The organism is Haloarcula sp. H-GB5, from assembly GCF_054850705.1.
On record NZ_JBTWBG010000001.1, the window covers coordinates 617,967 to 639,435 of the forward strand.

General features: G+C 64.1%; 16 protein-coding genes. 8 read left to right on the top strand and 8 right to left on the bottom strand.

All coding sequences use genetic code 11. The annotated features are described in order from the left end of the window. Positions 1-27 precede the first annotated feature (27 nt). A complete protein-coding gene (locus tag ACYJ11_RS03255) occupies positions 28-408 on the bottom strand; it encodes a VOC family protein (protein WP_421642076.1) in 381 nt (126 codons plus the stop codon). A gap of 101 nt (positions 409-509) precedes the next feature. Between ACYJ11_RS03255 and ACYJ11_RS03260 the strand changes: the two genes are divergently transcribed. Next, positions 510-3,560, top strand: coding sequence for an FAD-binding and (Fe-S)-binding domain-containing protein (locus ACYJ11_RS03260; protein ID WP_461646707.1), 3,051 nt, complete (start codon positions 510-512; stop codon positions 3,558-3,560). A 431-nt stretch (positions 3,561-3,991) separates the two neighbouring features. Here ACYJ11_RS03260 and ACYJ11_RS03265 read toward each other — a convergent pair whose 3' ends face one another. Beyond that, a complete protein-coding gene (locus tag ACYJ11_RS03265) occupies positions 3,992-5,290 on the bottom strand; it encodes a nickel pincer cofactor-dependent isomerase, group 22 (protein ID WP_461646708.1) in 1,299 nt (432 codons plus the stop codon). Between the two features lie 114 nt (positions 5,291-5,404). After that, positions 5,405-6,538, bottom strand: coding sequence for a serine hydrolase domain-containing protein (locus ACYJ11_RS03270; RefSeq protein WP_461646709.1), 1,134 nt, complete (start codon positions 6,536-6,538; stop codon positions 5,405-5,407). A 150-nt stretch (positions 6,539-6,688) separates the two neighbouring features. Here ACYJ11_RS03270 and ACYJ11_RS03275 point away from each other — a divergent pair, with 150 nt between their 5' ends. Beyond that, positions 6,689-7,459, top strand: a complete 771-nt coding sequence (locus ACYJ11_RS03275; protein ID WP_461646710.1) for an IclR family transcriptional regulator — start codon at positions 6,689-6,691, stop codon at positions 7,457-7,459. Between the two features lie 60 nt (positions 7,460-7,519). Here ACYJ11_RS03275 and ACYJ11_RS03280 read toward each other — a convergent pair whose 3' ends face one another. After that, a complete protein-coding gene (locus ACYJ11_RS03280) occupies positions 7,520-8,683 on the bottom strand; it encodes an acyl-CoA dehydrogenase family protein (RefSeq protein WP_170097112.1) in 1,164 nt (387 codons plus the stop codon). An 82-nt stretch (positions 8,684-8,765) separates the two neighbouring features. Here ACYJ11_RS03280 and ACYJ11_RS03285 point away from each other — a divergent pair, with 82 nt between their 5' ends. Beyond that, positions 8,766-10,235 carry an aldehyde dehydrogenase family protein gene (locus ACYJ11_RS03285; protein ID WP_461646711.1) on the top strand — a complete coding sequence of 490 codons (1,470 nt, stop codon included), beginning with the start codon at positions 8,766-8,768 and terminating at the stop codon, positions 10,233-10,235. 94 nt (positions 10,236-10,329) lie between these two features. Beyond that, positions 10,330-11,145: an AAC(3) family N-acetyltransferase gene (locus tag ACYJ11_RS03290; protein ID WP_461646712.1), complete on the top strand. Its 816-nt coding sequence runs from the start codon at positions 10,330-10,332 to the stop codon at positions 11,143-11,145. A 33-nt stretch (positions 11,146-11,178) separates the two neighbouring features. On the opposite strand, the gene ACYJ11_RS03295 is transcribed toward ACYJ11_RS03290, so the two are convergent. Both ACYJ11_RS03295 and ACYJ11_RS03300 read right to left on the bottom strand, forming a co-directional pair. Further along, entirely contained in the window at positions 11,179-12,240 is a 1,062-nt protein-coding gene (locus ACYJ11_RS03295; protein WP_461646713.1) for a zinc-dependent alcohol dehydrogenase family protein, read from the bottom strand. 146 nt (positions 12,241-12,386) lie between these two features. Next, the gene (locus tag ACYJ11_RS03300; protein WP_461646714.1) at positions 12,387-14,042 is read right to left on the bottom strand and encodes a long-chain-fatty-acid--CoA ligase; all 1,656 of its coding nucleotides are present in this window, start codon (positions 14,040-14,042) and stop codon (positions 12,387-12,389) included. A gap of 170 nt (positions 14,043-14,212) precedes the next feature. On the opposite strand from ACYJ11_RS03300, the gene ACYJ11_RS03305 reads away from it, so the two are divergent. The 3 genes from ACYJ11_RS03305 (at position 14,213) to ACYJ11_RS03315 (ending at position 18,253) form a co-directional block, all read left to right on the top strand. Then, the gene (locus tag ACYJ11_RS03305) at positions 14,213-15,007 is read left to right on the top strand and encodes an enoyl-CoA hydratase/isomerase family protein (protein ID WP_461646715.1); all 795 of its coding nucleotides are present in this window, start codon (positions 14,213-14,215) and stop codon (positions 15,005-15,007) included. 43 nt (positions 15,008-15,050) lie between these two features. Then, the gene (locus ACYJ11_RS03310) at positions 15,051-16,121 is read left to right on the top strand and encodes a phosphotransferase family protein (RefSeq protein WP_461646716.1); all 1,071 of its coding nucleotides are present in this window, start codon (positions 15,051-15,053) and stop codon (positions 16,119-16,121) included. Between the two features lie 167 nt (positions 16,122-16,288). Continuing rightward, the gene (locus ACYJ11_RS03315) at positions 16,289-18,253 is read left to right on the top strand and encodes a 3-hydroxyacyl-CoA dehydrogenase/enoyl-CoA hydratase family protein (RefSeq protein ID WP_461646717.1); all 1,965 of its coding nucleotides are present in this window, start codon (positions 16,289-16,291) and stop codon (positions 18,251-18,253) included. Between the two features lie 26 nt (positions 18,254-18,279). Here ACYJ11_RS03315 and ACYJ11_RS03320 read toward each other — a convergent pair whose 3' ends face one another. After that, complete coding sequence (locus ACYJ11_RS03320) at positions 18,280-19,497, bottom strand: acyl-CoA dehydrogenase family protein (protein WP_461646718.1); 1,218 nt, start codon at positions 19,495-19,497, stop codon at positions 18,280-18,282. A gap of 165 nt (positions 19,498-19,662) precedes the next feature. Between ACYJ11_RS03320 and ACYJ11_RS03325 the strand changes: the two genes are divergently transcribed. Further along, positions 19,663-20,358, top strand: a complete 696-nt coding sequence (locus tag ACYJ11_RS03325) for an HAD family hydrolase (protein ID WP_461646719.1) — start codon at positions 19,663-19,665, stop codon at positions 20,356-20,358. Between the two features lie 39 nt (positions 20,359-20,397). Here ACYJ11_RS03325 and ACYJ11_RS03330 read toward each other — a convergent pair whose 3' ends face one another. Next, on the bottom strand, positions 20,398-21,207 hold the full coding sequence (locus tag ACYJ11_RS03330; protein WP_058994410.1) for an SDR family NAD(P)-dependent oxidoreductase: 810 nt from the start codon (positions 21,205-21,207) through the stop codon (positions 20,398-20,400). Positions 21,208-21,469: the final 262 nt, after the last annotated feature.

Below are 21,469 nucleotides of genomic sequence, written 5' to 3' on the forward strand. Positions count from 1 at the left end.
CGTCACTCGAAACGCCGTGGGCGCAGTTCAGTCTTCGAGCGGTTCGATGAGTTCGACGTGATGGCCGTCGGGGTCAGCGACGAAAGCCGTGTACGCACCGGCTTCCGGCTGTGGACCTGGCTCTTTGACGACACCGTGGTGGTCGATTCGCTCGACCGTCGCGTCGACGTCGTCCACGCTGAGTGCGAGGTGGTCCCAGCCGGACCCCATCTCGAAGCTCGTCTCCCCGTTGGTTTCCGATAGTTGCAGCTCGACGCCGCTGTCGTCGGCCACGTAGTAGTTCGTCGTCTCGCCGTCCGGCGTGGTGAACTGCCAGGACTCCTCGAAACCGAACTGCTCGTAGAACGCGATCGATTCTGTGGCGTCGGCGACGTTCAGGCACATGTGGAGTATGCTTGCACTGGCCATACATCGCTTCCAGTGCCCTCGGGCAAATAGCTGGCGGGCGTCAAGAGCGAATTGTGACCGCATGCCATAGAGTTTAATGATTATTACTCCTGAATGCCCGTATGGCGATCGAAAATGTCGAGGACACCTGGTCAGCACAGGAACTGGACCTGGATCGACCGGATGTCGACGCGTATCGGGACCTGGCGGACGCGCTCCGTTCGCAGGTCGCAGGTGGGGTTGAGTTCGACGAATACGCCCGGATTCTATACGCGACGGACGGGAGCATCTACCGCGCTGAACCGGCAGGAGTCGTGTATCCGACTGATATCGACGACGTTCGGGCAGCCGTCGAAGTGGCGACAGACCACGGCGTTCCGATACTCCCTCGCGGGACCGGGTCGTCGCTCGCCGGGCAGACTGTCGGCCCGGGCTGTGTCGTGCTGGATATGTCCCGGCACATGGACGACATCCTCGATATTCGGCCGGACGAACAGACGGCGCGAATCCAGCCCGGCGTGGTGCAGGACGACTTAGACGACACACTGGCCGAGTACGGCCTGAAGTTCGCCCCGGACCCGGCGTCGTCGAACCGCGCCTCTGTCGGCGGTGGCATCGGAAACAACTCCACCGGCGCACACTCCGTCAGGTACGGCATCACCGACGCCTACACGGATGCGGTGAAGGCCGTCCTCTCTGACGGCTCACTCATCCACGCCCGCGAGGTCGTCATCGACTCGCCGGAGTGGGACGACATCGTGCGCAAGGACGACCGTGAGGCCGACATCTACCGGACGGTCCGCCAAGTCGTCGAGGAGAATGCCGAGGAAATCGAGGACCGCTACCCGGACCTCAAGCGCCGGGTGTCGGGCTACAACCTCGACCGCGTCATCTACGAGAACGACGACGGCGAGCGGGTGTTGAACCTCGCGAAGCTGTTCGTCGGGAGCGAGGGAACCCTCGGGGTCATCGTCGAGGCCGAACTCTCGCTGGTGACCGTCCCCGAGGAGACCGCACTGGCGCTGTACTGTTTCGACACGCTCGCCGACGCGATGAAGGCCGTCCCGGTCGCGCTCGACTACGACGTCAGCGCAGTCGAGCTGATGGACGACGAGGTGTTCAGGCTCGCGGCCGGCTCCGACGGCTACGCCGAGTACGTCGAGCCGATTCCGGACCGCGCGGCGGCCGCGCTGATGCTCGAATACGACTCGGAGTTGCACGACGACTTCGAGGCGGCCATCGCGCGGACCAACGAGCGGTTCCTCGATAACGGAACGGCTTTCGACGTGGTCGAGGCTTACACCGACGCGGATCAGGCCGACCTCTGGAAGCTCCGAAAAGCGGCGATTCCGCTCCTGATGTCCATGGATGGCGACCCCAAGCCGTACCCGTTCATCGAGGACGCGACGGTCCCCCCCGCCGAACTGGCCGAGTACGTCGAGAAGTTCGAGGAGGTGCTGGCTGACCACGACACCTCCGCCGCGTACTTCGCCCACGCCGGCTCCGGGACGCTCCACATCCGGCCGATTCTCAATCTGAAAGAGGAATCCGGCATCGAGGCCATGCACTCCATCACCGACGACGTGACCGACCTCGTGCTCGAACACAAGGGGTCGTTCTCCGGCGAGCACGGCGACGGGATGGCCCGGACGGAGTTCACGCCCAAGATGTATGGCGAGACGCTCTGGAATGCGTTCAAGGAGGTCAAGACGGCCTTCGACCCGCAGTGGTGGATACACCCGGGCAACGTCGTCTACCGCGAGGGGCCAGAGGACATCGGCCCCGATGCCAACCGTGGTGTCGGTGCAGACATGCGGGAGAACCTCCGGTACGGCCCGGAGTATCAGTCTCTGGAACCACAGACGACGCTGGACTTCGAGGATGAAGGCGGCTTCTCGGAGCTTGTCGAACTGTGTAACGGCTGTGGGACCTGCCGCCAGACCGACGGGGACGTGATGTGTCCGACCTACCGCGCTTCGGAGGAGGAGGTCCAGACGACGCGGGGCCGTGCGAACCTCCTCCGGTCGGCCATCAGTGGTGATCTAGACGAGGACGAAATCCACTCCGAGCGCTTCCAGGAGGAAGTGCTCGACCTCTGTGTCGGCTGCAAGGGCTGCAAGAGCGACTGCCCGACCGGGGTTGATATGGCGAAACTCAAGACCGAGCTGAAACACCAGCACCATCAGGAAGAAGGGACCAGCCTCCGGGAGCGCCTGTTCGCCAACATCGACACCGCCTCGAAAATCGGGTCGGCGCTGGCGCCGGTCTCGAACTGGGCGACAGACATCCCGGGCGCACGGGTGGTCATGCAGAAAGTGTTCGGTATCGCGCCGGAGCGCGAACTCCCCACCTTCAGCCGGGAGACGCTCCGGGACTGGTTCGACGCCCGCGGCGGCTCGACTCTCTCACGGGCCGAGGCCGACCGCAAGGTCCTGCTGTTCCCCGACACGTACACGAACTACTCGTATCCGGCCGCCGGCAAGGCCGCCGTCGAAACGCTGGAAGCCGCTGGCGTCCACGTCACCATTCCGGACAACACCGCACCGTCAGGGCGAGCGGCGTACTCAACCGGGATGCTGGACCTGGCTCGCGAGCGTGCCGAGACGAACGCAAATCGGCTGTCGGACCGCGTCGCCGAGGGCTGGGACGTCGTGTTCGTCGAACCCTCCGACGCCGTGATGTTCCAGGACGAGTACCGGGACCTGCTCGACGGCCCCGATGTCTCGGAGGTGGCCGACAGCGCTTACGGCGTGCTGGAATATCTCGACACGTTCCGGCTCGACGACGCGCTCCCGGTCGAGGACCGCTCGCTCGGGGCCGCCGGCGCGGTCAGCTATCACGGCCACTGCAACCAGAAGGGGACCAACAAGGACCACCACGCCGTCGGCGTCATGCGCCGCGTGGGCTACGAGGTTGACCCGCTCGACTCGACGTGCTGTGGCATGGCCGGGAGCTTCGGCTACCACGACGAGCACTACGACCTCTCGAAAACCATCGGGCAGCTGCTGTTCGACAAAGTCGACGAAAGCGACGGCGATCGGGTCGTTGCACCGGGCGGGTCCTGCCGCTCCCAGCTGGGTGACCGCGACGGCGTCGACGAGATTCCGCCCCATCCTATCGAAGTCGTCGCCGAGCGACTACCGGACACGCCGACAGTCGAACAGTCGGTGTGACAGGGTCAGCGACCGTTCGCGGAGCTTAGAGAGCAATCCGGACCGACAGTGTCCGGACACCCCTATATCTGACGATGATTGAGCCAGATATATCGCCATATATTGCGCTCCCATCGGCTTTTGGCCCCATATGCAGATTTTCTATGTTATTTTTGCGTTCTTAACTCCATATATTCGATAAAATGTTCATATAGTTTCCTTCTGAGAGTTTCGAACTCGATATAGCTATAGATGGCCACCCGATATAAATTAATTACCTAAAAGTAGAACGCAATCCTCCCGCTTCTGCTTGCATCCCGTTCCTCTGCCAGTTCGGACTGAAATCCTATTCCGATAGTTTCATCCAACTGGTGAGTTGTAACCAGAGAAACGAATGTACAGTTGTTAGAAATTGTTCCAGATACATGACGGGGACCGTCGTCACCCAAATGTCAATCGCGGGTAAACGACGCGGTGCCGTCGGTGAACGCGAGCGACTCGTGGTCGGTGACTGCGGCGGCGGCCGGCAGATCATCGATTAGCGGGTCGGAGACGTGGAGCGTCGAGAGGTCCTGTGTGTTCTGTATCCAGACGATCCGGACAGTGTCAGGGTCGTAGCCACCGAGTGCGGACAGCGCCGTCCGGATGGCGAACTCGTCGTCCGGCGCGACGAGCGGGAGCTTCGCCTTCGCTGTCGACCCGCTGGTGAGCGCGTTCGCGTACGTTTTCTGCAGGTCCAGCTGGTCGACGGCGGCCCGGCGGGTGATGTCGGCCAGGCCGATACCGTTGCCGTTGCCCTTCGTCGCCTCTGTGAGCCCGCGGGCGTACAGCAGCTTGATCGACGGTTCGTCGGGGTCCGGCGCGTTGAGCACGCGGTAGCGGCCGATGACGTTCGTGTCCATTCCCGCGCCGGAGACATCCTTGCCGAGTTCGTCGACGACAAGCAGGTCGATGTCGTCGACCGGGAGCGTCGCCATCTCGTCGTAGGCCTGTTCCAGCAGCGCTGGCTCGCGGTCGGTGAACGAGCCCGCCGGAATCGCTTCGACGTGGGCTGTCTCCTCGTGGAAGTTCTCGACCAGCGCCACGCCGCCGACCAGTGGCAGCGCCGACTCGACAACCGGGAGCGCGGCTTCCAGCGTCTCCACATATCCCTCCTTGATGGCTGTCGAGTGGAACGCCTTCGCGCCGTGTTGCTTGCCCAGCCCGACGACGGTCATCTTCGTCAGCCCGCTCTCGATGCGGCCGCTATAGTTGGTGTGGGGCTTTACTCGGTTCACGACAACCACGGCATCCGCCTCCCGTGCCGCCGTCGAGACGTGGACCGGAAACTCGGTCTCACCGACGGTGACGGTGTCGACCTGTGCAGTGTCCATCCGAGCGTCGATGGGGGCATCGAGGCGCGACTCCGTGATGCCCAGGCTCTCCAGCACTTCGCGCTGGCCCTCGGGCGTCGCTCCGCCGTGGCTCCCCATCGCCGGGACGACGACTGGTTCGAATCCCCTACTGCGAATGGCCTCGACGACAGCCTCGGCGATGTCGTCGATACAGTGGATGCCGCGGCTGCCGACGGCAACGGCAACGGTTGTGCCCGGTTCCAACCCGTCAAGATCGAGGCGGTCGAGTTCAGCCTGCGCCACGGCTGCCGGGTCGTCAACGGCGGCCGTCTCCGGCTCGTACTGGACACGAGCGAAGTCCGGCAGCGGCTGTGGATCAATGAGATGGTCCACGTCGCCTCGGTCGGGGAAGTTCATATCGGAGGGTTAGCCGCGGGCCATACAAAGACTCGGGTCGTGCAACCGTCTCTTAGCTGGAGACGCAAACGGTCAGAAAACCCCTGTGGCGACAGGTGTCAGTGGGTGTTGCGCTCAGTCCTGTAACAACAGCCGGACGGCGTCGGAAAGCTGGCCGACGCGGGCGGCGTGTTCGAAGGACTCCTCGCGGATACCGTTCGTGACGAGCGCGAACCCGACGTTCAGTTCGGGGTCGCCCCAGCCGAACGAACTCCCGAGGCCGGCGTGGCCGAACATCCGCTCTTTGCTGGCGGCCCCGAACATATCCGCGGCCAACCCGCCAGTCCAGACGCCAAGTCCGTAGCGGGCCGGACGCGACAGCGTGCCGTCGGATTCGGTTTCGGCGTGGGTCGTGGTCGCCTCGTCGACGGTTGCTTCGGTCAGTAGTTCCGTCCCGTCCAGTGACCCGCCGTTTGCGAGACAGGCGTAGAACCGGGCCATGTCCCGGGCAGTGCCGATGCCGTTGGCCGCGGGAATCACTGCCCGACGCATCGCCTCCTGATTGAACGCCGCGGCGTACTCCGCGGCAGGGTCTTCGAGCCCTTCTTCGACGTCGTGACACCGCTCGAACGCTTCGTAGCCGGATAGGGTTGCCACGTCGTCGGGCTCGTCGTCCCGTAGCCCGATGCCCGTCTGGTCCATTCCCAGTGGCTCGAACACGTTCTCTGCAACGTACTCTTCGACCGGCTGGCCGCTACAGCGTCGGATGAGTTCGCCGACCAGCCAGCCGTAGTTGATGGCGTGATACGCCGGGGTCGTTCCGGGCTCGAACACGGGTTCAATGTCTTCCATCGCCGTGACGACGGCATCCCAGTCGCCCCATCGCTCGGGCTGGTCGTCGAACTCACCGAAGGGGATACCGGCGGTGTGGCTGAGCACCTGCCGGACAGTGATCGATGCTTTCTGTGTGCCGTTGTCGGCAAACTCCGGCCAGTGCTCGACCACCCGATCGTCGTAGTCGAGTTCGCCCTGCTCGACGAGTTGGTGCAGGCCGACACCGGCGAACGGTTTCGTACAGGAAAACAGGAGGTGACGCGTCTCGGGCGTCGTTTCGTCGCCGTCGGGACCCGTGGAGCCGCCGGCGAAATCGACGACAAGGTCGCCGTCGACGTACACTGCCAGCTGTGCGCCGTGGTGCAGTCCGACATCGAGTTGGCGCTCGAACTGGGCCCGGAGCTGTTCGATATCGTCTGCGCTAAGCCGTGACATGGTCTGTGTAAAATCCAGTCGCGTACTACAAATTAGGTTCGGTTCGGCGATGGAATCGAACAGCGGATAGCTACTGACTGCATTCGAGCTATCGCACCATCATGGTCGATTGTGCGAAACGTTGATGACACTGAGAAATCACAACTCCGTATGCTCGAAAACAAGAACGGAACGTCTGAGGTGTCGACGACCCGGACGTCGTTCGAGATTCTCGCGCTGATTCGAGACGCGGGAGGCGCGACAATCGCGGACATCCGGGCGGAGACGGATCTGGCCAAGAGCACGGTGTATCGGCACCTCAAGACGCTGCACGATATGGACTATCTCGTCGAGGAAGACGGGGAGTATCGGCTGTCACTCCAATTTCTGCAACTCAGCGAACCGCCGCGGATACGGCGGCCGGGCTACATCGTCGCCAAGCAGAAAGTCATCGAACTGGCGATAGAGACCGATGAGCGGGCGCTATTTCTGGTCGAGGAAGAGTTCGAGGGCGTGTATCTGCACCGAGCCGGCGGCCGGAACCCGCTCCAGAGCGACACGATGATCGGCAAACGCCGGCCGCTGCACGCGCTCGCCTCGGGGAAAGCCATCCTCGCGGAGTGGGCTGACGAACGCATCGAGGAGTTCGCCGAAACTACTGCCCTCGAAGAGCTGACGTCGAACACGATTACCGACCGGGACGCGCTGTTCGAGGAACTCGAACAGATCCGCGAGCGGGGCTATGCGACCAACATGTCCGAGCACATGGACGGCCTGCGAGCAGCGGGCGTACCGGTGTACAACCACGAGGACGACCTTATCGGCGCGCTGAGCGTCTTCGGACCGAATGGCCGGGTAAGCCAGGACGACATCGAATCGACGTACCCCGACCTGCTGGAGCGGAAAGCCAGCGAGTTGAAGATCGACCTCACGTACGATTGAGCAGTGCTGTTTCGCGCCGGCGCGCGGTCGTTCCGTATCCCGGAATGTGTCGGACGGCCTCTACTCGAAGGCCGGGATACCGGTCAGGTCGTGACCGATGATGAGCGAGTGAATGTCGTGGGTCCCCTCGTAAGTGTAGACGGTTTCGAGGTTCGTCAGGTGCCGCATTGGGGAGTAATCAGCCGTGATGCCGTTGCCGCCGAGCATCTCGCGGGCCACTCGTGACTGCTCGCGAGCCATTCGTGCGTTGTTTCGCTTCGCCATCGACACCTGTTCCGGGCGGAGGTCGCCGCGTTCCTTCAGGTCTGCGAGCCGGTGGGCGAGCAACTGACCCAGCGATATCTGGGTCGCCATCTCCGCGAGTTTCTCCTGCTGGAGCTGATAGCCGGCGATCGGCTTGCCGAACTGCTCTCGGTCGGTGGCGTACTCGTGGGCGGTCTCGAAACAGTCCATCGCGGCCCCGACCGTCCCCCAGGCAATACCGTAGCGGGCCTGGGTGAGACAGGACAGCGGCCCCTTCATCCCCTCGACGCCCGGCAGGATGTTCTCCTCGGGGACGCGGGCGTTCTGCAGGCTGATCTCGCCGGTAATCGATGCCCGCAGCGAGAGCTTCTCGTCGATCTTGTTCGTCGTCACGCCGTCACGATCCGTTTCGACGAGGAAGCCCCGAACGGGGTTGCCGTCGGCGGATGTGACCTTTGCCCAGACCACTGCGACGTCGCTGATAGGCGCGTTCGTGATCCACGTTTTCGAGCCGTTCAGGACGTAGCCGTCGGCGTCGCGCTCGGCCGTCGTTTCCATCGCTGACGGGTTCGACCCGTGTTCGGGCTCTGTCAAGCCGAAACAGCCCACCTGCTCGCCGCTGCCGAGTGCCGGCAGCCATTCCTCTTTCTGGGCGTCGCTGCCGTAGGCGTGAATCGGGTACATGACGAGTGCCCCCTGCACGCTGGCCATCGAGCGCAGGCCGCTGTCGCCGGCCTCCAGCTCCTGCAACAGGAGGCCGTACGCCGTCTCGCTGAGGCCCGGCAGGCCGTACCCATCGAGGTTTGGGGCGTAGAACCCGAGGTCGCCCATCTCGGTGATGAGATCCGTCGGGAACGTGCCGTCGATCCAGTGTTGCCCGACGTCCGGCTTGACTTCGTTCTCGACGAACTCCCGGGCTGTGTCACGGACCATCCGCTCTTCCTCGCCGAGGTCGTCTTCGAGACCGAGGTAATCGATCATATAGGATCTGTGGCCGGGGTTCAATTAAGCGTTTGCCTGCTGCCAAAGTGCTAAAAGTCCGTGGCGCTGTCGATACTATGGAATGTCACAACCAGATAGCCAGACGGCGTGGAGCCGACTATACATCGACGGTGAGTGGCGCGACGCCAGCGCATCTGAGACGATTCCGGTGACTAATCCCGCGACAGGCGATGAAATCGCGGCGGTACCCGCCGGAACGGAGGGGGATGTCAACGACGCCTATCAGGCCGCCGAGGCGGCCCAGTCCGACTGGGCGGCGCTGTCGCGCGAGGAGCGCAACGAGTACGTCGAGGCGATGATCGGGGTGATGCAGGAGCGACTCGACGAGATCGTCGAACTGCTCGCGACGGAGTCGGGCAGCGTCCAGGCCAAAGCAACTGCCGAGGCCAACTTCGCCATGGCGGACTTCCAGAGCGCACTGGAGATGGTCCCGCCGGAAGAGGAGGTCCGTGACTCGATGTATCACGAGGACAAGGACCATCACATCGTCCGCGAGCCCGCTGGGGTCGTCGGAATTATTTCGCCGTGGAACTTCCCGCTGCACCTCACGACGCGAGCGCTCGGTCCCGCGCTCGCACTGGGGAACACCGTCGTCCTCAAGCCTGCGACGGACACGCCGATTACCGGCGGGCTCCTGCTGGCCGACATCGCCGAGGAAGCCGGTCTCCCGGACGGCGTCGTCAACGTCGTCACGGGCCACGGCTCCGACATCGGCGACCGGATGGCCGGCCATCCGACTGCCCGCGTGATGTCGTTCACCGGGTCGACGGCAGTCGGCAGGTCAGTAGCGAGTCAGGCTGGGAACGCGCTCGCCCTCCCAGCGCTCGAACTCGGGGGGAACGGCCCGTTCGTCGTCACCGAGGACGCCGACATCGAGGCAGCCGCCAAGGCCGGCTCCGTCGGCGCGTTCGGCCATCAGGGACAGGTGTGTATCTCGATCAACCGCCATCTCGTCCACGAGGACGTCTACGACGAGTACGTCGAGAAGCTCGTCGAGCACGCGGAGTCGCTGACTATCGGGAACCCGCTCGACGAGGACGTGGAGTTCGGTCCGATCATCAACGAGAGCCAGGTCGACCAGCTCACCTCGTTCATCGAGCAGACTGTCGATGCCGGCGCGACGCTGGAAACAGGTGGCGAGGCGGATGACCTGTTCCTCGAACCGACCGTCCTCTCGGGGTGTACCAACGATATGTCCGCGGCATGTAACGAGCACTTCGGCCCCGTCGCTCCAGTCATCCCCTTCGAGTCCGATGAGGAAGCCGTCGAACTCGCCAATGATACCGAGTACGGCCTCGCTGCGGGCGTGTACAGCGGTGATGTCGAACACGGGCGGTCCATCGCCGACCAGATCGACGCCGGGATGGTCCACGTCAACGACCACCCGATTCAGGACGAACCCAACGCCCCGTTCGGCGGAATGAAGAACTCCGGGATCGGCCGGTACAACGGCGAGTGGATCATGGACGAACTGACCGAGACCAAGTGGATCTCCGTCCAGCACGAAGAGCGCGACTACCAGCTGCTCTAAGCCAGTGGATTCGGGGCTACAGTAGGCACCTACAACAGCAGCTCGGTGTCGCTGGGAACACGAAACTTATGCCCGCTTTCGGCTATCGTCTCTCATGGACACGCCGCGCCCAAGTGACCGTTCAGCGGAACCGGTCACCGTGGATTCGATAGCACACGACCTCCGGACGCTGGGTCTCGAAAGCGGGGAAACAGTACTGGTCCACGGGTCGCTGTCCGAACTGGGATGGGTCTGTGGTGGCGCACCAGCGGTGGTTGACGCCCTGCAGCGCGTCGTCACCGAGCGCGGGACCGTAGTGATGCCAACGCACTCGCCCGGCAACAGAGACCCCGACAATATGGGGAACCCACCAGTCCCGGACTCGTGGGCCGACACGATTCGCGAGCAGTTCCCACCGTACCGCCCAGCAGTGACGCCAACGCAGGGAATGGGTGCAATCGCCGAGTGTTTTCGCACGTATCCGAGTGTCTACCGGAGTAAGCACCCACAGCATTCGTTCGCTGCATGGGGTACCGATGCCGAGGCCATCGCTGACGGGCACGCCTACGATTACTCGCTCGGGGAAGCATCACCGCTGGCAGACGTCTACGACCGTGATGGGAGGGTCCCGTTTCTCGGAACCTCACATGCGACGAACACCTCGCTGCACCTCGCCGAGTACCGCGCCGATATCGATACCGACACGACCAGACACGCCAGCGCCGTCCTTGTCGAGGGCGAGCGCGAGTGGTCCCACTGGACGGACATCGAACTCACCGATACGGATTTTCAGGCCTGCGGCGATGCGTTCGAGCGTGCCCACCCCAGCGCCGTCGAGACGGGGACTGTCGGCGTCGGCGAGTCGAAACTCCTCGACCAACAGCCGATGGTAGACTTCGCCGTTGACTGGCTGGCAGCGAACCGTTCGTAGGGACCGACGATCACAGCGCAGTGCCGGCGTCTCTCAGAACTCGTCGATGACGGGGATTCCGACCGTCTCGTACTCGCCCATCGACGAGAGGGTCGCCGGCACGTCGTCGAGCGAAAGCGTCTCCCCGACGATCTTGGAGGGTTCGAGCGTCCCGGCGTCGATGAGCTGGAACAGTTCGTCGTACCGGATCGGCGGCATCCCGTAGGAGCCATGGAAGTCGATTTCCTGCAGGGTCATCGTATCAACCGGGAGGGAGATTTCCCCGGCCTCGTCGTCAGTCGTGAGTCCGACCTGCACGTGGGTGCCCTGCTTGTCCAGCGAGCCGACCGCGTTGCGACACGTCTCCGCGATACCCAGCGCGTCGATAGCCACATCGGCCCCGCCGTCCGTGACTGCGTGAACCTCTCCGGGGACGTTGTCCACCTCGGCAGCGTTGATTGTCGTCGCTGCGCCGAGGTCCCGCGCCCGGTCGAGCTTGCTGTCTTGTACGTCGACCGCAATCGGTTCGGCTCCCAGCGCATCCGCGATATGGACTGCCGAGAGTCCAACGCCGCCACAGCCGTGGATCGCGACGGCGTCTCCCGGCCTGAGATCCGCCCGGTCGGTCAGCGCGTGGTACGCCGTCATGAACCGACAGCCGAGCCCGGCCATCTCAGTGAAGTCGACGGCGTCCGGCAGCGTGACACAGTTGAAGTCGGCTTCGCGGACAGGGAACGCCTCGGCGAATGCCCCCGGTGCGGCCTCAAGGAAGCCAAGCGGCATCGACGTCTCGCAGATGTTGGCGTGCCCGCGCTGGCAGTACTGGCACGACCCGTCGCCGAGGTGGAACGGGACCGTGACGCGGTCCCCTTCGGAAAACTGTTCGACATCTGCGCCCACGTCGGCGACGACCCCGGCCGGCTCGTGACCAAGAATCTGCCCGGGACCGGTCTGGATGCCGAACCATTCCCAGTCCCCCTGCCAAGCGTGCCAGTCGCTCCGGCAGACCCCGCAGGCTTCGGTCTCGATGACGATCTGGTCCGGCTGGGGCTCCGGGTAGGGCACGTCCTGAATCGTGAGCGGTTCGCCGTGCTCCTCAATGACAGCTGCTCGCATACCACAATCATCACAGGGCTATCATAAATACCTATCCGCGACTGGACTCGTTGGGGCTGGCTCAGTGTCGGTGGCTGTACGTTGTCTGGAACGCTGCCGTCGATACGGTGCCTGACAGCCAGAGGGTCCGCCACGTTTCGGCCGAGTTACGTTGCCGGGGCGTTCTCGGCGACGGTTTCGATGACCGACTCGTCAACGTACTCGTCACGGAGCGTCTGCTTGGAGAATTTCCCGGTCGCACCCTTGGGGATCCCATCGACCAGACGGATGGCGTCGGGGACCCACCACGACGGATAGGACTCGGCGACGAGGTCTTTAATTTCCTGACGGAGCGCGGCTTCATCGGACACAGCGTCGCGTGTGACGACGAACGCGGCAGGGCGTTCGTCCCACCGCTCGTGGGGAACAGGGACGACGGCGGCTTCGACGACTTCGTCATGACCCATAACCGCGTTTTCGACCTCGACGCTGGCGATCCACTCGCCGCCGCTCTTGACGAGATCGTCCATCCGGTCGACTACGTCGACGTACCCCTCCGGACTCACCCGGACAATGTCACCGGTCTTGAACCAGCCGTCGTCGGTGACGGCCTGTTCGGTCGCGTCGGGGGCGTTGTAGTATTCCTGAGTGACCCACGGGCCGCGCATCCAGAGTTCGCCCAGCGACTCGCCGTCCCAGGGCACTTCCTCGCCGTCGGTGTTGACGACTTTGAACTCCAGCCCGGCAATCGGAAGCCCCGCGGAGTGGCTCCGCAGGTCGAACAGTTCCTCCTCCGGCAGGTCCGTCATTCCGGGCTTGGGCTCGTAGGCGTGGGTGACCGGTGACGTTTCCGTCATGCCGTAGCCGGAGATGAGGTCCACGTCAAACTCCTGCTTGTAATCTTCCATCAGCGACCGCGGTGTCGCGGACCCGCCGCTGGTGAAGTACCGAACCGAGGAGAAGTCCACGTCGGTCTCACGGGCGTACTCCAGCAGGTCCATGAAGACAGTCGGGACCGCTGCGGAGACGGTCACGTCCTCTTCTTCGATTAGCTTCGCCAAGTCCTCGGCCGACGGGTTCGGCCCGGGGAGGACCGTCTTGGCTCCGGCAGCGATGGTCGTGAACGGACGACACCAGCCGCTGACGTGGAACATCGGAACGTACGTCAGCTCTACGTCGTCGGTCTTGATACCGGCCTGGCTGGTCATCAGCGACATGACCTGTGTCCAGTACATCTTCTGGGTGTACTCGACGCCTTTCGGCTTGCCTGTTGTCCCGGACGTGTAGCACATCCCCGCCGGCTGGTCCTCGGGCAGTTGCGGGAAGGAGTAGTCGGGGTCGCCGTCGGCGATGAACGATTCGTAGTCGACGACCGGCTCCAGCGACGTTTCGGGGACAGTGTCGCCCATCACGATGTACTGCTCGACAGAAGCGAAGGCTTCCTCATCGTACGCCCCTTCGAGCTTTTCTAGCATGACGGGGTCGACGATGAGGATCTCGTCCTCGGCGTCGGCTACGATGTGCTGGATGTGCTCGTCGGGCAAGAGGAGGTTAATCATGTGGACCTGTGCGCCCATGCAGGCGACCCCGTAGTAGGCTTCCTGGTGCCAGTGATTGTTCCAGGCGAACGTCCCGACCCTGTCGCCGCGTTCGATACCTGACTGTTCGAGGGCCGAGGCTAGCTTCCGTACGCGTTCGGCGTAGTCCGCTATCGTGTATCGGTGAATCCCCTGATGTGTCCGCGAGACGATCTCGCTGTCGGGGAACACGTTCTCGCCACGCCACAGGAACGACCGGAGGTTGAGTGGTGCACCACCTGGCATACTCCGTGTCAACACACACCGATATGTTAAAACTAGCCCTGCTAGCTGTGGTGGCCTGTGGCGTGCCATCTCCATTCGTGGCCAGCGCTGACTGAAACTGTAAACCAGCGGTAAATTTATACCGAGACCGTGTGAAGCGAACCCATGCAGCTACAACGGAGTGATATCCGGTGAGCGAGTCCGTACTGCTCTCCATCGACGACGGCATCGCCACGCTGACGCTGAACGAACCGGAAACGCGGAACGCACTCACACAGCCCGTATACGACGCCTTGGAGCGCCACCTCGATACCATCGAGACTGCGTCCGATGTTCGATGCGTCGTCATCGAAGGCACTGGCGAGTCGTTCTCGGCCGGCGGCGACATCGAGGGAATGAGCGAGCGGCTCACGAACGACGACCCGACCGACGACGCCGTCAGCGAACTGGCTCGCCGGACCCGCGACACCATCGCCAGAGTCGTCGCACTACCGGTCCCGACCGTGGCAAAGGTCGACGGGTCGGCCGTCGGGGCCGGCGCGAACCTCGCGATCGCCTGTGACATCCAGCTGGCGAGCGAGGCGGCCAGTATCGGCTTCGTGTTCCGGCAGGTCGGCCTCAGCGTCGACGCTGGCACGTCGTATCTACTCCCCCGTATCGTCGGGACCAACGTCGCAAAGGAGCTAGTGTTCACCGGCGAGATTCTCGACGCCGAGCGAGCCGCGGAGCTGGGCCTGTTCAATCACGTCTACAACGCTGAAGCGTTCGAGTCCGAAGTCGAGGCGACTGTCAGCCGCATCGCCGATGGGCCGACCGTTGCCCTCCGGCATTCAAAGCGGCTGCTTCAGGACGGCCTGGAGAAGTCCTTCGACCGCGCCCAGCGCGACGAGGCAACTGCCCAGGGTATCGTCTTCGAGACGGCCGACCACGAGGAGGGCGTCGAGGCGTTCCTGACCGACCGCCGGCCGGAGTTCGTCGGACGGTGACACGACCCGCAGTTTTTCATGACACGGAACCCAATCAGCGACCATGACTGAACACAGCACCGACTACTACCAGCGACTGGTCGACGAAAGTGCGCTCGAAGAGTTCCTCACGAGGGAAGTCGGCCCGGTCGACACGTTCGACGTTGCGCGCCACGAGCAGGGCCACTCCAACGAGACGCTGTTTGTCACCTGGGGTGACCGTGAGCTGGTCGTCAGGCGGCCCCCGCCGGGCCAGACCGCCGAGACAGCCCACGACGTGTTGCGGGAGTATCGCGTCATCGACGCGCTGCAGGACACAGCCGTCCCGGTCCCGCCGACGGTGACGGCCTGTGACGATGAGTCGGTCATCGGCAGCGATTTCTACGTCATGGCCCGCGTCGAAGGGACCGTCATCCGAGACGACGAGCCAGCGCGCTTCGGGAACGACGACGCCCGGACGGCAGTCGGCACCGAACTGGTGGACACCCTCGCAGCCATCCACGAGGTTGATACCGAATCCGTCGGCCTGTCAGACCTCGGCCGTGCGAGAGGGTATGCGAAGCGGCAGGTCACGCGCTGGGGGAAACAACTGGCGTGGGCGTTCGAGCGGACGGCCGAGTCCCGCACTGTCCCTGAACTGGAGCGGGTCGGCTCGTGGCTTCAGGACGAGTGTCCCGACGACCATCCGGAGACACTGGTTCACGGCGATTACAAGCTCGACAACGTGATGTTCGGCCCCGGTGACGACCCGGACCTCGCCGCCGTGTTCGACTGGGAGATGGCGACGCTTGGCGACCCACGGGCCGACCTCGGCTGGCTGCTCTCGTACTGGCGTGACGCCAAGGACCCCGAACCGGAGATTCCCGACCTTGCGATGGAGTTCATCGAAGCACCGGGCTACCCGACCCGGAAAGATCTGGTCGACCGCTGGGAAGCCCAGACCGGCCTGACGTTCGAACACGAGCGGTTCTATCGGACGCTCGCCGTGTACAAGCTCGCCGCCCTTGGGGAGATGTTCTACCGGCGCTATCTGGAAGGGAACGCCGACGACCCGTTCTATCCGCTGATGGAGAACCGCGTGCCGGCGCTGGCCGACCGCGCGATCCGGATTATCGAGGGCGACGAACCGCTCTAGCAGCGACGAAGCAAGAGCCGATTTGCGTGTCGAAGCCCCGGCAGATTGTAGCAACCACATACACAGCTCGCCGGGGGCTTTCTGGCTGGTAATAATCCTCGACGTATTGCGACACAAAACGGACGCTAGGGGGATGATTGATATGTGTTGCAATAGACACTACGCGTATGCGAGCAGAGCAGCCAGAGATAGCGACAGTTGCAGTGCTCGGTGCGGGAACGATGGGCCACGGCATCGCCGAGGTCACGGCAATCGCCGGCTACGACGTCGTGCTGCGTGACATCGAGGCGGACATCGTCGAGGACGGCTACGACGAGATCGAGTGGTCGCTCGAAAAGCTCGCCGAGAAGGGGCGACTCGACGAGGACCCCGACGACGTGGCGGCGCGGGTCGCGACGACGACCGATCTGGAAGCGGCGGTGAGCGACGCGGATCTGGTCATCGAGGCCGGCCCGGAACAGCTCTCGGTGAAACAGGACATCTTCGAGTCCGTCGACGCCGCAGCGCCCGAAGATGCGCTGCTGGCGACGAACAGTTCCTCGCTGTCCATCACGGAGATCGCCGCAGCGACAGAGCGACCGGACTCGGTGCTGGGCCTGCACTTCTTCAATCCGCCAGTGAAGATGGACCTCGTCGAGGTCATCTACGGCAAGGCAACGACCGACGAGACGGCCCAGCGCGGCTACGAGTTCATCAAATCTCTCGGCAAGACGCCGATCTACGTCCGCAAGGACGTGCGCGGGTTCGTCGTCAACTCCGTCCTCGGGCCGTTCATGAGCGAACCGGCCTGGATGGTCTCGGCGGGCGAGGCGACTATCCGGCAGGCCGACGCCGCGATGGTCCACGAGCGGGGCTACCCGATGGGGCCGTTCGAACTCGGCGACCTGACCGGCATCGACATCGGCTACCACGTCCGGAGGGAGGCCGGAAGGCCGGTCCCGCCAATCATGGCGGAGAAAGTCGAAAACGAAAACCTCGGGCGCAAGACCGGCAAGGGGTACTACGACTACGAGGAGGGCGACGGCCCGGAGTACGTCCCCGAGGATGCCGAGGGGTTCGACCATCTCCGCGTCGAAGCGGTGATGACGAACGAGGCCGCAAAGCTCGTCGGCGACGACGTGGCAACGGCAGAGGCCATCGACACGGGGATGCGACTCGGGGCGGGCTTCCCTGAGGGGACCTGCCGCCGGGCCGACGACATCGGCCTCGACAACATCCTCGAAAAACTCCGAACGCTCTACGACGAACACGGCGACGACCGCTACGAGCCAGCGGAGTACCTCGTCGAACTCGTGGAAGCCGGCCACACCGGCACGGAAGCAGGACGGGGTTTCCACGAGTACGACACCGGCGACGGCCCGGGTGACTACCACACGATCAACTGGGAACTCGACGACGATGGCCTGCTAGGAGTGGAACTCGACCGTCCATCGCGAATGAACGCTATCAGCGAAACCCTCGCGGACGAGGTCGTCGACCTGCTCTCGTCGGTCGACGAGGACGACGTCCGGGCCGTCGTGTTCGAAGGGGCCGGCGACCGCGCCTTCTCTGCCGGAGCCGACATCTCAGGCTTTGCAGACCGCGATCCGGCACAGACTTCGGAGCCGACGGAAGTGTTCACGACGGTCGCCGAGTACCCCCGGCCGACGCTGGCGCGCATCGACGGCTACTGTCTCGGCGCGGGGCTGGAACTCGCCCTCGCCTGTGACCTCCGGCTGGCGACGACCGACTCGGAGTTCGGCTTCCCCGAAATCACGCTCGGCCTGCTCCCCGGCGGCGGTGGGACACAGCGCGCGATCCGAATGTTGACCGACGCCCGGGCGAAGGAACTCGTGTTCCGCGGCGAGCACATCTCCGCCGAGCGGGCGGCCGACTGGGGACTCATCAACCGGGCCGTCGACGCCGACGAGTTCGATGACGTGGTTGGGGAGTTCGTCGCGGACCTCGTTTCCGGGCCGCCGATTGCCCTGCGGAAGGCCAAGCGCGTGATGAACGAAGGGGCCGACGAGAGCCTCGACGCTGGCCTCGAAATGGAGAGCCAGGCATTTGCGCTCCTGCTGACGACCGACGACGTAGCGGAAGGGACGGCGGCCTTTGCGGCCGACCGGGAACCGGAATTCGAAGGAGAGTAGCGACCGTTGCCGCTGACGGCCCCGTCCTACTCGCGGTAGCGACGCACCGGCTCCAGTTCCTCGCTGTCCACGTCCTCGAACGCCTCGCGGGCGATGGTTCGCAGGTGGACCTCGTCGGCCCCGTCGACGATGCGGAACGTCCTGACCAGTTCATAGAAGTCAGCAAGCGGGAGGTCCCGTCCGATGCCGTTGCCGCCACAGAACTGGACGGCGGTGTCGATAGCGTCCTGAGTCGCCCGGGCGGCGAACACTTTGCTCATCGACACCTCGACGCGGGCTTCCTTGCCGGCGGCGATGGCGTCCGCGGCGGCCCGGACCAGCGCCCGCGCGGCCTGAATCTGTGTCTCCTGTTCGGCGATTTCAAAGCGGACGTGCTGTTTGTCCGCCACGGAGTCGCCGAAGGCCTGTCGCTCGGTGGTGTAGGCTTTGGCGATGGACAGCGCCCGTTCGGCCATCCCCGAGAAACGCATGCAGTGGGTGAGCCGCGCCGGGCCGAGCCGTTGCTGGACGTGCTGGAAGCCGTTGCCTTCCTCGCCCAGCAGGTGTTCTTCGGGGACGCGAACGCCGTTGAACTCGATCTCGGCGTGGCCCTTCGGGTCACCCTGGCTGCCCATATGCGGGACGTTCCGAACGATGTCCACGCCGTCGGCGTCGGCCGGGACGATGAACACTGAACACCCCTCATACGGGTGGACGTCCTCGTCCGTCCGAGCGAAGACAAGCAGGATATCGGCGTCGACGCCGCCGGTTGTCCACCACTTGTGGCCGTCGATGACCCACTCGTCGCCGTCCTTCTGCGCCGTGGTTCGTATCATCTTCGGGTCGGAGCCCGCGCCCTGCATCGGCTCCGTCATCGCGAAGCCAGACTGTATCTCGCCTTCGACGAGCGGGTCGAGGTACTCCGATTTCTGGAGTTCGGTACCCTGCATCTCCAGCAGGTGCATGTTCCCCTCGTCGGGCGCGTCGACGCGCATCGCAATCGGGCCAAGGAGGCTTCGACCCGCTTCTTCGAACGTCGGCAACACGTCACGGAAATCGTAGCCCATCCCGCCGTGTTCTTCGGGGATTTGCGGGGCGTACACGTCGTACTCCCGTGCGGCAGCGCGGAGGTCGCGAACTGTTGCGTCGGAGATAGCCGTCCCGCCCGCGAGTTCTCGCTCCCGCGGGATGACGACCTCGTCCATCAACGCTCGGGCACGCTCGGCAAGCGTAGTCGCGGCCTCGGAATCGGTGAACGATATCATGGCACATTCTCGTTCTCGCACGTCGACATCATAAGTGTTGGAGCACAGCGAACGCGTGGTTGGTCGTTTATTTTCCAGCGTAGCGTCCCGCACACCCATCGCGACGCACCCACGGAACCGGGCGTCGGCGGTAGTTTCATACCCGGGCCAGTCCAAGCCGCTGCCGTGAGCGAGAGTCCAGATGTCGAGGCCGTCTTCTGGGACATCGGGGGCGTGATCCTCCGGATGGCATCCGTCCGGGCGGCCCACCGCGAGTTTGTCGAACGCCTGTGTGCGGAGTACCCGGCGACCGCGGATTCCGACGCGGCCCTCGAACGATGGCGGGACGTCCTCGGAACATACTTCGGCGAGCGCGAGGGGACAGCGTTCCGGCCAGCCCGCGAGGGGTACCGGCGGGCAATCGATGAAATTCTGACAGTCAGTCCCGAGGAAACCGAGTGGGAAGCACTGTTTCAGGAAATCCGCAACGAACAGGTCGAGCCCAACTCCGACGCCATCACGGCGATCGAGGCGCTGGCAGACGCGCCGCTCCATCAGGGCGTCATCAGCGATGTGGACGACGACGAGGGCGAGCAACTGTTGCGGACTTTCGAGGTCTGGGACGCGATGGATTCGTACACCACTTCAGAGGCCGTCGGTCGAACCAAGCCGGACCCGGCGATGTTCGAAACGGCGCTCGGGAAGGCCGGGGTCGAACCGGCACAGTCTGTGATGATCGGTGACCGCTACGAGCACGATATGGACGGCGGAACGCGGGCCGGGCTGTGGACGGTCGCCTACGGGGCCGAGGACGGACCCGCCGTGGATGTGGCTCTTGACGATCTCCGAAAGTTACCGGACTGGCTCGGCGTTTCGAAGTGAGGCCGCGGCTCCGACCGGCGTGACTGGAACTCCCAGCGCTCAGATGTCAGGCGTCTCTTCAAGCCGTGGGACGCCGGCGGCGGTGATGGTCTGACCGACGATGTACGACGAGGCCGGACTGGCGAGGAACAGCGCGATATCGGCGATCTCCTCCGAGAGACCGATGCGGCGCTCGACGGCCTCGCGGTCGATGTTGTCGGCGCTGACGCCCATCTGTGACTCGACGCCCGGCGTGGCGACGAAGCCCGGCGCGATGCAGTTGATGCGGATGTCCCGGTCGGCCCACTCCGCCGACAGCGTCGACGTGAGATTGCTGACGCCGGCCTTTGCGGCCCCGTAGTGGCTCATGTACGGTGCGCCCTGTTCCCCGGCGACGCTGGAGAGGTTGATGACCGTCCCGCCACCGTCCGCGGCCAGCGCGTCCCCGGCCGCCTGCGTACAGTGGTAGGTCCCGTGGAGGTTGATGTCGACGATGGTTTTCCAGCCGTTCTCGCTAATATCGTCGAACCCGGACATGAAGCTCGCCCCGGCGTTGTTCACGAGCACGTCCAGCCCGCCGAACTCGTCGACGGTCGCTTCCACTAGCGCCTCGACGGCCTCGCGGTCTGTCACGTCGCATTCGATAGCGACCGCCTCACCGGGCCGGTCGCTGTCGTTGATTTCGTCGGCCACCGGTCCGACGTTGTCCTGCTCGCGCGAGCAGACAACCACGTCGGCCCCGTCGGCCGCGAACTCCTCAGCGATTGCCCGGCCGATGCCGCTCGATGCACCCGTTATAATCGCCCGCTGACCTTCCAGGCGAAACCGCTCCGTGTGTGACTTTGACATCGCATCGGACATCTCGGGCATCCGCAATAAAGCTACGTCCTGAGTGTTCTCTGCCGGATTCCGTTGAATATAGTTGAACAGCCAGAACAGCCTGTGGGCGCTGTGTCTCCCTGAGGTGGCGTCGCGAGTAACCGGCGATCCCCGGTAGCATTAACACCGGTGCGGGACACGGTGACGATGTGTATGTCTAGCAATAGTAGCGGACCACAGTCCCGGGACCGGCGGGTGCGAACGCGGCAGTGCCGACTCGACCAGCAACCGAAGCGTCGTGCCACGGCCGCTT